Here is a 14491-nt window from a genome sequence, read left to right as displayed (position 1 = left end):
CGAGATGGCGGTTGATTTGTCGATGCCGGTTCTGGTGGTAGATGACTACAGCACCATGATCCGTATCATCCGGAATCTGCTGAAGCAGCTTGGCTTCGATAATATCGATGATGCCAGCGACGGTTCGGCGGCGCTGAACAAGATGCGCGGCAAGAAGTACGGGCTCGTGATTTCCGACTGGAACATGGAGCCGATGACGGGCTACGACCTGCTTCGCGAAGTGCGTGCCGATCCCAACCTCGCCACCACGCCCTTCATCATGATCACGGCGGAATCGAAGACCGAGAACGTGATCGCGGCCAAGAAGGCCGGCGTGAACAACTACATCGTCAAGCCGTTCAACGCGGCGACGCTGAAGACCAAAATCGAGGCGGTGTTCCCGGACATGGCGAGCGCGTAAGGCGCGCTGCAAAGCCATCCGTTGAATTTGGAAAGCCCGGGCTCGTCCCGGGCTTTCTGCGTTTCTCAGCCTACCACTTCAATTCCCGCATCAGCGCCTTCGGCGGGTGGCCGAACAATTCGAGCACCGACTTGGGATCGAGCTGGTCGAGGCCCTCGAACTCCTCGGCATGGATGCCGCGGGTGACGAACAGGCAATCGATGCCGAATTCGCGCGCGCCGGTCAGGTCCGTGCGGACGGAATCGCCGATCGCCAGCACTTTTTTCCGGTCGATCGGGTGGCCCTGGCGTTCGCCGGCGAGCGTCATCGCGCGCTCATAGATCGGCCGGTGCGGCTTGCCGTAGAAGATCACCTCGCCGCCGAGCTCGCGATAGAGCTCGGCGATGGCGCCGGCGCAATAGATCAGCCGGTCGCCGCGCTCGACCACGATGTCGGGGTTGGCGCAGACCAGCGTCAGCTGGCGCTCGCGCGCCTTCAGCATCATGCCGCGATAATCTTCCGCGGTCTCGGTCTCGTCGTCATAGAGGCCGGTGCAGACGATGTAGTCGGCCTCTTCCAGCGACGCGGTCTTGGCATCGAGGCCGCGATAGATGGAGTTGTCGCGCTCGGGGCCGAGCCAGAACATCTTGCGGCCGGGATGCTCGGCGACATAGAGCCGCGTTAAATCGCCGGAGGAAACGATGGCGTCGTAGGTTTCGTCGGCGACGCCGAGCTTGCGCAATTGCCGCTGCACGGAGTCGGCCGGGCGCGGCGCGTTGGTGATCAGGATCACCGTACCGCCGCGGCTGCGATAGGTGTGCAGCGCATCGCAGGCCTCGGGGAAGGATTCCAGGCCGTTATGGACCACGCCCCAGATGTCGCTGAGCACGACATCGACCCCGCTCACGAGCTCGCGCAGGCTCTGTGCGAAATGCAGCGTGGTCATGATGCGCGCGGCCGATCAGATGCGGCGCGCGAGCGCCGCGTTTCCGGTGATGCGCTGTGACGGGGTGGCAGGCGTCGCAGCTGTGCCTGGGCTGGGTGTACCGGGGCCATTGGATCCCTGAATGTCCTGGTTCGGCGAGGCCCCGCCGGTAGCAGATGCCCCCTCGGGCCGCAATGGCCGGGGTGGCGCGAACAAAAAGCCCTGGCCGAACCGCACGTCATAGTCGAGCAGGTCGACCACCGCGCGCTCCCCCTCGATCCGCTCGGCGATCAGGTCGATGCCGAAGCGGCCGAGCAGGTCGGATAGGTCGGACGGGTGAATGTCCGAGGTTGAGGCCTGCTTCGGATCGAGTAGAAGTGACGCGGGGACCTTGATGAAGCGAACGCCGCGGTCGGCGAGCTCGCGCGGCTCGATACGCAAGTCGGTGACGTGGTCGATCGAGAAACGGAAGCCGCGTTGGGCGAGCGCCGCGAGATTTTCGGTCTCGGCCGGACCGAGGCTACGAAAGGTCGATTGCTTGAACTCCAGCACCAGCGATGGGGCGAGGGCCCGGTTGGCTTCGAGGAAGTCGAGGCATTGCGCGAAGGTGGTGGAATTGCCGAGCGTCGACGCCGCGACGTTGCAGAACACGCCGACATCCTTGTTGCGCACCATCAGGCGGCGCAACACCTGGACACAGCGCAGCAACACCATGTTGTCGATGCGCCCGATCAGCCCGGAGGCCTCGGCGATACTGATGAACTCCTCGGCGGCAATCAGCTGGTCGCGCTCGTCGCGCACCCGGGTCACGGCTTCATAGAAGCGGACCTTGCGCTGCGGCAGCGTCACCATCGGCTGCAGGAAGATGTCGATGCGGTTCTCGTCGATGGCGTTGCGCAGCGTCGCCAGCATCTGGGTCTGGTTGCGGCCGTTGACGGTCTGAACGGCGTTGGCGGTCCGGGCCTGGATGGCCGGTGGCGCCGGCCGTGGGGCTGCAGGGAGCGGGGGAGGAGCGGCCGTTCGCTCCTCGAATGGCGCAATCAGGTCGACTGGCACTTCCATCTCCGGCCGGGCGACCGGCGCGGGAGACGGCGCCGGGGCGCTGCCGGCCAGCAGGTCCTCGTGGGTCGACACCGTGGCGGCAAGCTGCCTGACCAGTCCGCCGAGCTCGTTGATCTCGCCGACCACCGACTGGACCCGATCGGAATTGGCCGAATTGGACGAGGCGATGCGGCCCTCGATCGCAGCCAACCGGCGCCCGAACTCGGCGACCTGCCGGGCGAGGTCGGCGGTGCCCCGCGACAGGTCGGCGATCTGGCCGCCGACGTCGCTGCGGTCGCGCAGCCGCATCGAGACCGCGTTGTAGAGGATCAGGAAGGTCAGCGCGGTCAGCGCCACGATCGCGGATTCGGTTCCGCTGATGCCGGCGACCGCGTAGAGCACGAGCCCGAGCGAGGCCGCGACCAGAACCATGCAGATGGCGATGAAGATCGTCGAAATGCGAATCATGCCGCGTACTGCGCCCTCAAATGATGCCCACCCGGGAAAACACGGGCCCAAACGGGCACGCTCTTCCCTGTCGGCAGGAGCTTAGCATCATCGGTGATTCGAGGGGATAGTCGCGGGCTCAGGACGGTGCGGCGGCGCCAACCGTGTCGGCCGAGACGGCCTCGCGGCTGCCGAGCGGCTTGGGCCGGCCGGTGGTGGTGTCGCGCAGCGTCTGCCGCTCGATCTCGGAATTCAGCTCGGCGCCGAACATGACGACGATCGCCGACATCCACATCCACATCATCAAGCCGATCGCGGCGCCGAGCGAGCCGTAGGTCGCATTGTAGTTGGCAAAGGACGAGAGATACCAGGAGAGCAGCGCCGAGCCCGCAATCCAGAGGATGGAGGCCGTCACCGCGCCGAGGCTCAGCCATTGCCAGCGCGGTGCATCGCGGCTCGGGGCGAAGCGGTAGAGGATGGCGAGCGCCACCAGCAGGATGAGGAACAGCAGAGGCCATCGTGCCAGCGCGACAATCAGCTTGCTTTCGGGCGCCATGCCGAGATGATCGAGTGCGAGCGGGAAAGCGACGACGGCGCCCACCATCAGCAGCAGCGCCACGATGCCGCCAACCGTAAAGGCAAGTGACACCATGTTCAGCTTGATGAAGCTGCGTTTCTCGCGCTCCTCGTAGGCGACATTGAGGGCGTCGAAGATCGCCTTGACGCCCGCATTGGCGCTCCAGATCGCGAGCACGAGGCCGAACAGGAAGGTGGCGCCGAGCGCCGTATTGCCCTTCGACACCACGCGTCCGACCTGCTCCTGGACAATCTGGAAGGTGCCTTCGGGAAGCATCATCGCCAGCTTCTGGAGGTTGTCGCTGATGGTCGCAGGATTGGCGAACAGTCCGTAGGACGAGACGAGCGCCGTCACGGCAGGAAAGATCGCAAGCAGCCCGAAGAACACGACGCCGCCGGCCGTCGCGAGCAGGCGATCGTCGTCGATGCGTTGATAGGTGCGCCAGAAAATATCCTTCCAGCCGACCCAGGGAATCGTGAAGGGGCTTTTCGCGCGGCGACCATGGCCGGGCTGCGTCGCCGCACGTGCCGGGTTTGTTTCAGGCGAATTTGCCTCGGCTTTGCGGTGGTCTTGCGGACGCCCCGACCCGATCAGGCCGGACTCTCGGAAGTAGCGCTCGGCGCTCAGCACGAAGACAGCCGTTGCCGCGACCAGCAGCCAGGAGTCGATTTGGTCGGAGCGCCGTACCAGCATTCAAGCGTCCAATCTTCGGCTGTGACGCCTTCGTCGCGCCGCTGTGAGCCCCGCGAGCCCAATTGCCGCGAGCATCAGGCCAAGCTGCACGGGCCGGTTGGCGCGAGCCGGCCAAGCTTTGCCGCGATGGCCGCGTTCGCCCGGTGCAAGCGGCACCAGGGGAATTGTCGTCGCGACCTCTTTCACAGCCTGTTTGACCGTTCCACGCGGGATCCGCGGCGTCGCGACCGCCACGCGCAAACGGCTGGCAAGCGGAACGATCGGCTTTGCCTTGCGCTTCATCTGTGCCGTCGCAATCCCGGCGCAGGCCCCGGCGAGCACCAACAACACCACCGCGACGGCACCAAAACCCCAGAATTGTCCGTAAGTGATAGCCACCCAGCGATAAAGGGCCATCAGTCCAACGAAAAATGTGGCGATGAGAAACAGGCCGGCGACCGCGAATAGCCCGCCGGCTACAGCGTAAGATGTCACCTTGCCGGTCGCCTGGCTGGTCTGGTCGCGCAAATAGGATTGAGCGGCGCGTTTGACGTGGTTGAGTTTCAGCGCCATGCCGGCGCGCAGCAATTCGCCCGATGGCGCGAGCATGCGGACATCCTCCGAGAGCGAGAACTTCGTCGGGGGATGAACGTGGCGGAATTTGACTTGTTCCGCGCGTGCGCGCGATCAGCCGAGATCGGCCGCGGCGATCCAGAACACCTCGCCCTCGGACTCCTCGGTGTCGAGCCAGAGCAGGGGCAGTTCCGGAAAGGCCTCGTCGACCAGCTCGCGGCCGCGGCCGATCTCGCAGATCAGGCCGCCATCCGGCGTCAGATGATCGGGCGCATCGCGCAGGATCCGCCTGATGACGTCGAGACCGTCGGCGCCGCCGTCGAAGGCCAGCTTCGGCTCGGCCCGGCATTCCGGGGGCAGCGCCGCCATGCCTTCGGCGTCGACATAGGGCGGGTTGGTGATGATCAGGTCGTATTTGGCATCGCCGAGCGGGGCGAACAGGTCGCCGCGATGGAGCGTGATCCGCCCATCCAGCCCGTGTTCGCCGACATTGCGCGCCGCGACTTCGAGCGCGCCCTTGGAGATGTCGACGGCATCGACCGTGGCGTTCGGGAAGTGATACGCGGCGAGGATCGCAAGACATCCCGATCCCGTACAAAGATCGAGCACGCGCTCGACGGCGGTGGGATCGTCGATCAGCGAGCCCGCCTCGCCATCGCCTCCGAAATGCGAGTCCAGGAGCTCACCGATGAAGGAGCGTGGAACGATGACACGCTCGTCGACATAGAAGGGCAGGCCGCGCATGTAGATCTTGTTGACGAGATAGGCGCTCGGTTTGCGCGTCGTCACGCGCCGATGGATGAGGTCGAGCAGCGTCTTGCCTTCCGCCGCGGTGACGCGCGCGTGGGCAAAGCTCTCGAACTGGTCGGGATGCAGATGCAGCGCCTCGCAGACCAGGAAGACGGCTTCGGCGACCGGATCGGTCGTGCCATGCGCGAAGGCAAGCTTTGCCTCGACGAAGCGGCTCACCGCATAGCGGACGAAATCGAGTAGCGTGAGCAGTTCGCCGGGGCCGACTTTGGCAAGTTTCGGTGCGGCGCGGCTACGCGCGGTCTTCTTGGATGCTTTTGCCATCAGGATTTGGTCCAGCGTGCGGCGGCCTCGTCGTCACGGGCATGGGCCTCGACCCAGCCGGTGCCGGTGGCGCTCTCTTCCTTCTTCCAGAACGGGGCGCTGGTCTTGAGATAGTCCATCAGGAATTCCGCCGCCTCGAATGCCGCCCGCCGGTGTTGCGAGGCGGTGAGCACCAGCACGATGTTCTGGCCGGGCATGAACCGCCCGACGCGATGGATCACCGTGACGCCGTTCAGCGGCCAGCGCGACATGGCCTCGTCGACATGACGCCTGATCTCTTCCTCGGCCATGCCTGGATAATGTTCGAGTGTGAGCGCCGCGATCTTCGAGCTGTCGTCATCGGCGCGGCAGATGCCGGAGAAGCTGACGACGGCGCCGATATCGGTGCGGCTCCTGGTCAGGACCGCGATCTCGCGCGCGATGTCGAAATCGTCTTCCTGGATGCGGATGGCGACGGGGCGGGGGGTGACAGGGGAAGTCATGAGCCTAGCCGCCGGTCATCGGCGGGAAGAACGCGATCTCGCGGGCGCCGGCGATCGCGGCATCCGCCTTGACATGGGCATGGTCAATCGCGGTGCGGATCACCTTCGGCTTCTCGAAAGCATACGCATAGGTCTCGCCTTGGCCGGACAGCCAGGCGATCAACTCCTCGACGGTACGCACGGTCGCGGGCGGCTCGATGGTCTCCTCGGCCTTGCCGACGCGCTCGCGCACCCAGGCGAAATATTTCACCTTCATCCCTCGTCCTCCTTGATGAGGTGATGGATGCCGGCACGGAAATAGTCGTAGCCGGTATACATGGTCAGGATTGCCGAGGCCCACAACAGGATGAGGCCGACCAGCGAGACCACGGGAACGACCTCGTCGCCGGCGGGACCGGCGAGCAGGAAGCCGATGGCGACGAGCTGGACCGTGGTCTTCCACTTGGCGAGCTTGGTCACGGGCACGCTGACGCGCAGTGCCGCCAGATATTCGCGCAGGCCCGAGACCAGGATCTCGCGGCACAGGATCACGATGGCGGCCCACAGCGACCAGCCATGAATGATACCGTCGGCGGCCAGCATCAGCAGGCACGAGGCGACCAGCAGCTTGTCGGCGATCGGATCGAGCATCCGGCCGAATGCCGATTGCTGATTCCAGATCCGCGCGTAATAGCCGTCGAGATAGTCCGTTACCGCCGCGCCAATGAAGATCGCGACCGCGACCCAGCGCAGCCACAGCGGGTAATCCATGATCGACTGCGCATAGATGCATCCGACCACGACCGGGATCGCGGCGATCCGGCCATAGGTCAGGATGTTCGGGAGGGACATCGCGCGGCTGGTTGTCCCTCGTGTCGTGGCGATGTTCATCCGTCCTACCAATACCGCTCAAGCCTGAAGGTCAACCGTCCGTCCCCATTGGGGTACAGGATGCGACGACCATATGACTACGCCCCCTTTAGTTCATCCCGGTTGGGGATGGAAATAGTCGAAAATCCTGCGGGCGCTCTCGGCGCTCACCCCAGGAACCTTGCCGAGATCGGCGATCGAGGCCCGTTCGATCTCCTTCAGGGTTCCGAAATGATGCAGCAAGGCACGTTTGCGTGACGGGCCGATGCCCGGAATTTCCTGCAAACCGGCCTCGCGGATGTCCTTCTTGCGCAGCTTGCGGTGCGAGCCGATGACGAAGCGGTGGGCCTCGTCGCGCAGGCGCTGGATGAAATAGAGCACGGGATCGCGCGGCTCCAGCTTGATCGCCTCGCGCTCCGGCATGAACAGGGTCTCGCGGCCGGCATCCCGGTCCGGTCCCTTGGCGACCGACATCAGCGACACCTGGGTGAGGCCGAGATTGGCAAAGATCTCCCTGACGGCGTTGAGCTGGCCGCGGCCGCCGTCGATGATGACGAGATCGGGCCATTGCGGGAAGTCGTCGTCCTTGGCTTTGGCCGCGCCCTCCTCGGGCGGGTTGATCAGGCGCTTGAAGCGGCGCTCCAGGACCTCGCGCATCATGGCGAAGTCGTCGCCCGGCGTGATCCCTTCCGACTTGATGTTGAATTTGCGGTACTGGTTCTTCACGAAGCCATCGGGGCCTGCGACGATCATGGCGCCGACCGCGTTGGTGCCCTGGATGTGGCTGTTGTCGTAGACCTCGATGCGCTTGGGCGCATGCGGCAGGCTGAGCGTCGCGGCCATCGCCTCGAGCAGGCGGCTCTGGGTTGCGGTATCCGCAAGCTTGCGCCCGAGCGCCTCGCGCGCATTGGTCAGCGCGTGGGTGACGAGCTCCTTCTTCTCGCCGCGCTTGGGCGCCAGGACCTCGACCTTGTGGCCGGCCTTGATCGACAGCGCGTTGGCCAGCAGGTCGCTCTCCTCGATCTCGTGCGAGAGCAAAATAGTCTTCGGCGGCGGCTTGTCGTCGTAGAACTGCGCGAGGAAGGAGCCCAGCACTTCCTCGGGGGTAAAGGTCTTTTCCGCGCGCGGGAAATAGGCGCGGTTGCCCCAGTTCTGTCCGGTGCGGAAGAAGAACACTTCGACGCAGGAGAAGCCACCCTCCTGATGGATGGCGAACACGTCCGCTTCCTCCACCGTGCGCGGATTGATGCCCTGCTGCGACTGGATCGCCGACAGTGCGGCGAGGCGGTCGCGGTAAAGTGCCGCGCGCTCGAATTCGAGCTCGCCGGAGGCCTTCTCCATCTCGGCGGCAAGCTCCTGCTTCACCGCGTGGCTCTTGCCGGACAGGAAGTCGCTCGCTTCCCGCACCAGCGTCGCATAGCCGCCGAAATCGATTTCGCGGGTGCAGGGGCCGGCGCAGCGGCGGATCTGGTAGAGCAGGCACGGCCGGGTGCGGCTCTCGAAGAAGGAGTCCGTACAGGAGCGGATCAGGAACGCGCGCTGCAGCGCCGTGATGGTGCGGTTGACCGCGCCGGCGGAGGCGAACGGGCCGAAATAGCGTCCGGGCCGCGTCTGCGCGCCGCGATGCTTGAGGATCTGCGGCGCCCAATGGTCGCCGGTGATCAGGATGTAGGGGAACGACTTGTCGTCGCGCAGCTGCACGTTGAAGCGCGGCCGCAGCTGCTTGATGAGGTTGGCCTCGAGCAGCAGCGCCTCGGTCTCGGTCGTGGTCGAGACGATCTCCACGGTCACCGTGGCTGCGATCATGCGCAGGATTCGCGCCGGCAGCGGCGCGCTCTGGCGCGCGTAGCTCGACAGGCGCTTTTTGACGTTCTTGGCCTTGCCGACATAGAGCACGTCGGCGTTCGCACTGAGCATGCGATAGACGCCGGGCGAGGTCGGCGCGAGCCGGACCGCGCGCTCGATCGCCTCGTGGCCTGACGCCAGCGGCTCTTCGCCGATCGCGCCGCTCTCTTCCAGAATGTCCGGCAGCCGCGAATCGTCCTCGTCATCGCCGCCGGCGGCCGCGGGATCGAGGTCGGGCGGTGTCAGTCCTTCGGGCGGGGCGCCGGCGGTCGCGGCCCGCGGCGATTTGCGTGCGCGTGCGCCGTCCGGATTGTCGTTGGAATCGTGAGCCATGGAGCGAATTTAGGCGCTGGGGGGACCGATTTGAAGTTCCGGCCATGCCGCACGCACAGGATGGGGCGCGCAGTTCCCGGTAACGCTTCCTTAAGTCTGTTAACAGCGCGGTAACGGGTCTTAACAGGCCTTTAACTTAAAACTCTCGATAAATCTTACGCGAAAAAGTGGTGGTTCCGTAACCATGCGGTCTGGCCTCGCGCGGCGGCGCGGCCATCGCATCCGGTTACGGCAGTTGCGTTGGAGAGTATCGATGAAGAGGTTCGTGGTGGGCGCAGCCGCGTTGGTTGCAGCCGGCTGGACAGCTTCGGCAGAGGCCGCCGATCTCAATTACGGTCAGCGTGCGCCCTATACCGTCAATCAGCCGCTCAATGCCTATAGCTGGGCCGGCCCGTATCTCGGCGGCAATCTCGGCTATGAGTGGGGCTCGGTGAGCAACACGTCCGTGAAGCCCTCCGGCTTCGTCGGCGGCGTGCAGGCCGGCTACAATTTTCAGAACGGCCCGTGGGTGTTCGGCGTCGAAGGCGACATCCAGGCCGCCGGTGCCGATGATACGTTCGCGCCGTGGAAGTTCTCCAATCCCTGGTTCGGCACGCTACGCGGCCGCGCCGGCTATGCCTTCAGCAACGTGCTGTTCTACGGCACCGCGGGCCTTGCCTTCGGCGAGCTGCGCGCGCAGACCTTCGGCTGGACGGAATCGCACACGTCAGCTGGCTGGACCGCCGGCGTCGGCGCGGAAGTTGGCCTTGCGCCGAACTGGAGCGCGAAGCTCGAATATCTCTACATCGATCTGTCGACGAGCCAGTTCGCAATTACAGGCGTGTCAAACGGCTATAGCGCCAGCATTGTCCGTGCAGGCGTGAACTATCACTTCTGATAGCCAAATAAGAAAATACCGGACTACAACCTCCCGGTCGCTCGCGGCCGGGACTTTTTTTGCGCCAGGTGTTGTGGGGCAGGTCCGCTACGAAAGGATCACGAGATTGACCGCCTTCGGCCCCTTCCCCTTCTTGTCCGGTTCGACTTCGAAAGTGATACGCTGTCCCTCGGCAAGATCCTTCAGTCCCGCCCGCTCCACAGCGGTGATGTGAACGAAGACATCACGACCGCCGTCGTCAGGCTTGATGAAGCCGTAGCCGCGCTCGCCGTTGAAGAACTTGACCGTTCCCGTCATGGCCATCGGGAAACTCCCCCTCATTGCTCCTCCGTCGCCACGCAGACGCGCGCCGCGACATGACCGGGCATTACGGAGCCCGGGAGCTGGCCATCCTTGGGCGGACCATTCGGTCCGACTGGATCTTTCTTCGGCCTTCACTCCGCCGCAACCATTCGCGGAAGCGGAACGCAAAGCCAGTCACAAAAACAGCATAATACGGTTCTTCGCAGATTGACTACCGCTCCTGCATATTTTTCCCATGAATGCCGGAGTGTTACGGCCCGCTGTTAAGGCTTGGGCACCTCTAATCGGAATCTGGCAGCACCACCCTGGCCGAGCGGCATTTCCAGCTCCGGCAGGATGGTCTTGAGCTCGCCTTGCAGGGTGTAGGGTGGATTGACGATCAGCAGCCCGCTTGATGTAAGCGCCCCGCCGTCGGCTTGCGGCGCGACGCTGAATTCAAGCCGCAGGCATTTGCCCTGAGGCTTTGCTGCAGCTGCGAGCCGGGCCACCAATTGCGCCAGCGTGTCGGTGGCGCGCCGGCTCTTGGCGGGGTACCAGATTACATAGATACCAGTCGGCCATTTCGCGAAAGCGGTCGAGAAGGCTTCGCCCAGTCTTTCGAACTCGTCCTTGGCCTCGAAGGGCGGGTCGATCAGCACGAGCCCGCGCCGCTCTTTCGGCGGCACGAAGGCCGGCAGCGCCATCCAACCGTCGAGATCGACCACCCGCGCTTGTTCGTCGCGCCGCAGCGCATCGATCAGCGCCTTGCGCGCCTTCGGCTCGAGCTCGCAGGCCACGAGCCGGTCCTGCGGCCGCATCAGGCCGCGCGCGATCAGCGGCGAGCCCGGATAGGCCTTGAGCTCACCCTTCGGGTTGAACGCGCGGACGATATCCATGTACGGCTTGGTCAGCGCGACGGTCTCGTTCGAGAGCCGCGCCTGCATCAGCCGCGCAATCCCCGTCAGCCACTCGCCGCCGCGGCGCGCCTCGTCGCTGTCGAGATCATAGAGGCCGGCGCCCGCATGGGTGTCGATGACACGGAAGGCGGCCGGCTTGTCCTGCAGATAGGTCAGGATGCGTGCCAGCACGATGTGCTTGATGACATCGGCGAAGTTGCCGGCGTGAAAGGCGTGACGGTAGTTCATAAGATCTGCGGTTCGTGAGAGAGAATGCGCAGCATGTTCTACTCGTCATGCCCGGGCTTGTCCCGGGCATCCACGTAGTTTGTACCCGGGGGTGAACGTGGATGGCCGGGACAGGCCCGGCCATGACGGTGCAGCGTCAGGTGCGCAAAATTATCCGCCCCTGATCGGCGGCATCGTCACCTGGTCGCGGCGGCAGGCGCGGCGTTCGATTTCCTCGCAAGCGCGGAATTGCAGGTCCTTACTGAGGCAGATGCGGACCTCGGAGAGGCGGGTCCGGTTGCAGGTGACCGAGACGGCTGTGTTGCTGAGGCCAGGATTGGCCTTGATGAAAGCTTCCTCCACCTCACCCGGCGCCACAGTCTTGGCCTCCGACAGGTCGAGATACTCGGCCGGGATCTTGATCGCGGCGCGCGCTTTTCGGATCGTCTCGAAATAATTGCGATCGGTGAGCCCGGAGCAGGTCCCGTGCTTGTCCCATTCGTTGAAGATCAGCCCCGGCGCCGGCATCAGATCGAGCATCGAGGAGACGATGCTGCGGTTCAGCCGCGGCGACGGCCGCTGGCAATATTCCGGGAAGCCGTTCTCATATTGCGGCCACAGCCCGTGCACCACGAAGGAATAAGGCCGTCCCTCGCACTGGATGTTCGTGCGCCCGTTGCCGCGGCCCCGCTCGGCTGCCTCCTCGCAGAAGGACGGCGACCACGAGAGCGACAACACGTAGAAATCGAACTCGCCGGGCGCATTCTGCCGCTTGTCCTGGGCCTTGGCGCCGCCCGCCAGCCCGGCGGCAAGAACCAGGGGGAGGGCCAGCGAGATCACGAGACGGGAAAACGAATGCAATCTAAAGTGAAACATGGCAACGCCCCTCAACTAGACTGTGAAATCAGCCTAGCAGCGAACAAGAACATTTCAAGAACAAAATTCGAGCGAGCGGCAGTTGGTCGCTCGATTGGTCCGAATCAGAGCTGTTCGGCTTTACGGTTTGGCGGCGCGGCAGGACGGATTGTAGGCCCAGTTGCGGTCGAGCCCGACCACGCACCATTCGACACCCTGGCCGTAGCCGGCAAAGCCGCCATCCTCGACGATCGAGAAGTGCACTTTGCGCATCTTGCCGTCAGTGAGCATGGCCTCGCCGGTGCAGTAGCGTCGCGGAATGTTGTCCGATGCCCAGGGGCGGAAAGCAGTCTCGTGAACGTTCGAAAAGCCCGTGATCCTCAGCGGCGAATTCCAGAACGAGCTTTCCTTCTCCCAGAACTGGGTCGAGATGGTCGGCAGCGCCTTCTCGCAATCGGCAACGCGGCCGTCATAGCGCGGACCGCTCAGCCAGAAATTCAGCTCCAGCGGATTGGCTGCCTTGGCCTCGCCGAGCGACAGCGCTCCGAACATGAGGCCGAGAACGGCGGCAAAGCGAAGCGATTTCAGGGAGGGCGCGCGCATGGGCAATCCGGACAGCTGGTCTTGCGAAGCCCAGACGGTGCCGCGAAGGCCGGGGGAGGTCAAGTGCAGCGCGGCAACACTTGGCCAGGAGTTGATCACAACGTCGCAGCCGATGGGCCTTCCGTTCTTTTCACCGCCGCGCCGGCACCGTAAACTGGTGCCAACCAATCGGAGTGACGGGAATGCGAATCATTGCGGCCGCGGGCCTTCTTGCCAGCCTGGTTGTCTCGGGGATGATGGCGGGCCAGTCGGCGCGCGCCGACATCCTCCCGGTGCCGCCCTTCAAGGGCAACGACACCGGCGGCATCATCGCCTATTCGATGGCGACGCAGGTCGATGCGCGCCAGCTCGCGGTCGATCACTGCGCGCGCTACGGCAAGGTGGTGAAATTCCTCGCGGTGCAGGCCTATGAGGGTGGCTACATCTCGTTTTCCTGCCGCTGGGTGCCCTATGGCGCCGCCGACCGGCCGATCCGCACGCTCTACTGAGGCGTTTCGGGGCGCCAACAAGGTCACGCCAAAGAAAAAGCCAGGACATCTCAGCGGGGAGTCTCTCGTATGACGCGCAAGCTTGCTTTGCTCGGTTCGGCCGTCTGTCTTGTGTTGTCTGCGGGCAGTGCCTTCGCCGACGATCTGCCGGTGCGCAAGGCCGGCCTCTGGGAAATGAAGATGGTCAGATCAGGCTCGGCGATGCCGGAGATGACCATGCAGCACTGCACCGACGAGAGCGTCGACAAGGAGATGGCCAACAACGTCTCCCCGATGGCCAAGCAGATCTGCTCCAAGCGGGACGTCAAGAAGACGGCGACCGGCTATGTCAGCGATTCCGAGTGCAGCGTCGCCGGCATCAACACGACCTCGCACTCAGAGGTCACGGGCGATTTCAATTCAGCCTATACGGTGAAGACCTCCTCGCACGCCCAAGGCGGCGCCGCCGGTAGCGCGGGGCGCGATACCACCATGACGTTGGAAGCGAAATGGCTCGGCGCCTGCAAGCCGGACCAGAAGCCCGGCGACATCGTGATGCCCGGCGGCTTCAAGATGAACGTGCGCGACGTCGACAAGCTGAAGGCGCTGCTGCCGAAATAAGTGGCCTGCTATTTCAACACCTGCGCTAAGGGGCCGTCTTTGGCCGCCAAGGTCGACCAGCCCGGCTTGGCTCCCGCTTCCAGTCTCGCGAGATAGTTATCGCGCAAAAGGATTTTGGCGACGAGGAGTCCGCCAGCCTCGTCCCACGCGACGATGAAATCGCGAGCCGACTCGGGGGACGTGAAGCGAGAGCTTGCGTTGACGAACGCGACGGGGTTCGCGAACGGCAGGTTCGCCGGCTCGTGCCACTCGGGTTCAGGTGGCGGCGGGCAGCGATTGTAGAGCCACACGTCGCTACAAATCGTTCCGTCGCTGTCGAGCATGTAGGCATATGCGACCCTGCCGTCATCCTCGATGATGGCTGCGCTCTCATCGAATGGTGAGACGAATCTGGCTGTGAATCCGTCCTTGCCACTCATGCCTTCTCTAACTCCGCAGGATTAGCGCGCCTGTAGTTGCGCCCCT

At 64.3% G+C, this 14491-nt stretch carries 18 protein-coding genes; 4 read left to right on the top strand and 14 right to left on the bottom strand.

Annotation, left to right across the window (positions count from 1 at the left end; translation table 11 throughout):
- Positions 1 to 4 precede the first annotated feature (4 nt).
- A complete protein-coding gene (locus XH89_RS32635) occupies positions 5 to 400 on the top strand; it encodes a response regulator (protein ID WP_027551917.1) in 396 nt (131 codons plus the stop codon).
- Between the two features lie 70 nt (positions 401 to 470).
- Here the strand turns inward: XH89_RS32635 and XH89_RS32630 are convergent, their stop codons facing one another.
- From XH89_RS32630 to uvrC, 9 genes are all read right to left on the bottom strand, one after another.
- Positions 471 to 1325, bottom strand: coding sequence for a TIGR01459 family HAD-type hydrolase (locus tag XH89_RS32630; protein ID WP_194464403.1), 855 nt, complete (start codon positions 1323 to 1325; stop codon positions 471 to 473).
- Between the two features lie 15 nt (positions 1326 to 1340).
- Positions 1341 to 2813 (bottom strand): EAL domain-containing protein, encoded by a 1473-nt coding sequence (locus XH89_RS32625; protein ID WP_194464402.1) that lies wholly within the window; start codon positions 2811 to 2813, stop codon positions 1341 to 1343.
- Positions 2814 to 2931: 118 nt separating this feature from the next.
- Positions 2932 to 4062: a YihY/virulence factor BrkB family protein gene (locus XH89_RS32620; protein WP_194464401.1), complete on the bottom strand. Its 1131-nt coding sequence runs from the start codon at positions 4060 to 4062 to the stop codon at positions 2932 to 2934.
- Positions 4063 to 4650 carry a phage holin family protein gene (locus XH89_RS32615; protein WP_194464400.1) on the bottom strand — a complete coding sequence of 196 codons (588 nt, stop codon included), beginning with the start codon at positions 4648 to 4650 and terminating at the stop codon, positions 4063 to 4065.
- Positions 4651 to 4728: 78 nt separating this feature from the next.
- Positions 4729 to 5688 carry a 50S ribosomal protein L3 N(5)-glutamine methyltransferase gene (gene prmB, locus XH89_RS32610; protein WP_194464399.1) on the bottom strand — a complete coding sequence of 320 codons (960 nt, stop codon included), beginning with the start codon at positions 5686 to 5688 and terminating at the stop codon, positions 4729 to 4731.
- Complete coding sequence (locus XH89_RS32605) at positions 5688 to 6170, bottom strand: molybdenum cofactor biosynthesis protein MoaE (RefSeq protein WP_194464398.1); 483 nt, start codon at positions 6168 to 6170, stop codon at positions 5688 to 5690. The genes prmB and XH89_RS32605 overlap by 1 nt, the downstream gene beginning before the upstream one ends.
- 4 nt (positions 6171 to 6174) lie before the next feature.
- The gene (moaD, locus tag XH89_RS32600) at positions 6175 to 6426 is read right to left on the bottom strand and encodes a molybdopterin converting factor subunit 1 (protein ID WP_194464397.1); all 252 of its coding nucleotides are present in this window, start codon (positions 6424 to 6426) and stop codon (positions 6175 to 6177) included.
- Complete coding sequence (pgsA, locus tag XH89_RS32595) at positions 6423 to 7040, bottom strand: CDP-diacylglycerol--glycerol-3-phosphate 3-phosphatidyltransferase (protein WP_194464396.1); 618 nt, start codon at positions 7038 to 7040, stop codon at positions 6423 to 6425. The genes moaD and pgsA overlap by 4 nt, the downstream gene beginning before the upstream one ends.
- A 93-nt stretch (positions 7041 to 7133) precedes the next feature.
- Positions 7134 to 9197, bottom strand: a complete 2064-nt coding sequence (uvrC, locus tag XH89_RS32590; protein ID WP_194464395.1) for an excinuclease ABC subunit UvrC — start codon at positions 9195 to 9197, stop codon at positions 7134 to 7136.
- Between the two features lie 253 nt (positions 9198 to 9450).
- On the opposite strand from uvrC, the gene XH89_RS32585 reads away from it, so the two are divergent.
- Positions 9451 to 10074: an outer membrane protein gene (locus XH89_RS32585; protein ID WP_194464394.1), complete on the top strand. Its 624-nt coding sequence runs from the start codon at positions 9451 to 9453 to the stop codon at positions 10072 to 10074.
- An 87-nt stretch (positions 10075 to 10161) separates the two neighbouring features.
- Here the strand turns inward: XH89_RS32585 and XH89_RS32580 are convergent, their stop codons facing one another.
- The 4 genes from XH89_RS32580 to XH89_RS32565 form a co-directional block, all read right to left on the bottom strand.
- Positions 10162 to 10377 carry a cold-shock protein gene (locus XH89_RS32580; protein ID WP_008544396.1) on the bottom strand — a complete coding sequence of 72 codons (216 nt, stop codon included), beginning with the start codon at positions 10375 to 10377 and terminating at the stop codon, positions 10162 to 10164.
- Between the two features lie 263 nt (positions 10378 to 10640).
- Positions 10641 to 11501, bottom strand: coding sequence for a 23S rRNA (adenine(2030)-N(6))-methyltransferase RlmJ (locus XH89_RS32575; RefSeq protein ID WP_194464393.1), 861 nt, complete (start codon positions 11499 to 11501; stop codon positions 10641 to 10643).
- Positions 11502 to 11651: 150 nt separating this feature from the next.
- Entirely contained in the window at positions 11652 to 12356 is a 705-nt protein-coding gene (locus XH89_RS32570) for a ribonuclease T2 (RefSeq protein ID WP_194464392.1), read from the bottom strand.
- A gap of 120 nt (positions 12357 to 12476) precedes the next feature.
- Positions 12477 to 12938, bottom strand: a complete 462-nt coding sequence (locus XH89_RS32565; RefSeq protein ID WP_194464391.1) for a hypothetical protein — start codon at positions 12936 to 12938, stop codon at positions 12477 to 12479.
- Positions 12939 to 13120: 182 nt separating this feature from the next.
- Between XH89_RS32565 and XH89_RS32560 the strand changes: the two genes are divergently transcribed.
- Positions 13121 to 13426, top strand: a complete 306-nt coding sequence (locus tag XH89_RS32560; RefSeq protein ID WP_194464390.1) for a hypothetical protein — start codon at positions 13121 to 13123, stop codon at positions 13424 to 13426.
- Between the two features lie 69 nt (positions 13427 to 13495).
- The gene (locus tag XH89_RS32555) at positions 13496 to 14026 is read left to right on the top strand and encodes a DUF3617 family protein (protein WP_194464389.1); all 531 of its coding nucleotides are present in this window, start codon (positions 13496 to 13498) and stop codon (positions 14024 to 14026) included.
- 8 nt (positions 14027 to 14034) lie between these two features.
- On the opposite strand, the gene XH89_RS32550 is transcribed toward XH89_RS32555, so the two are convergent.
- Positions 14035 to 14445 (bottom strand): hypothetical protein, encoded by a 411-nt coding sequence (locus XH89_RS32550; protein WP_194464388.1) that lies wholly within the window; start codon positions 14443 to 14445, stop codon positions 14035 to 14037.
- Positions 14446 to 14491: the final 46 nt, after the last annotated feature.

It is taken from the genome of Bradyrhizobium sp. CCBAU 53340, assembly GCF_015291645.1.
GTDB lineage: Bacteria > Pseudomonadota > Alphaproteobacteria > Rhizobiales > Xanthobacteraceae > Bradyrhizobium.
This window is presented reverse-complemented; position numbering and strand designations above follow the sequence as displayed.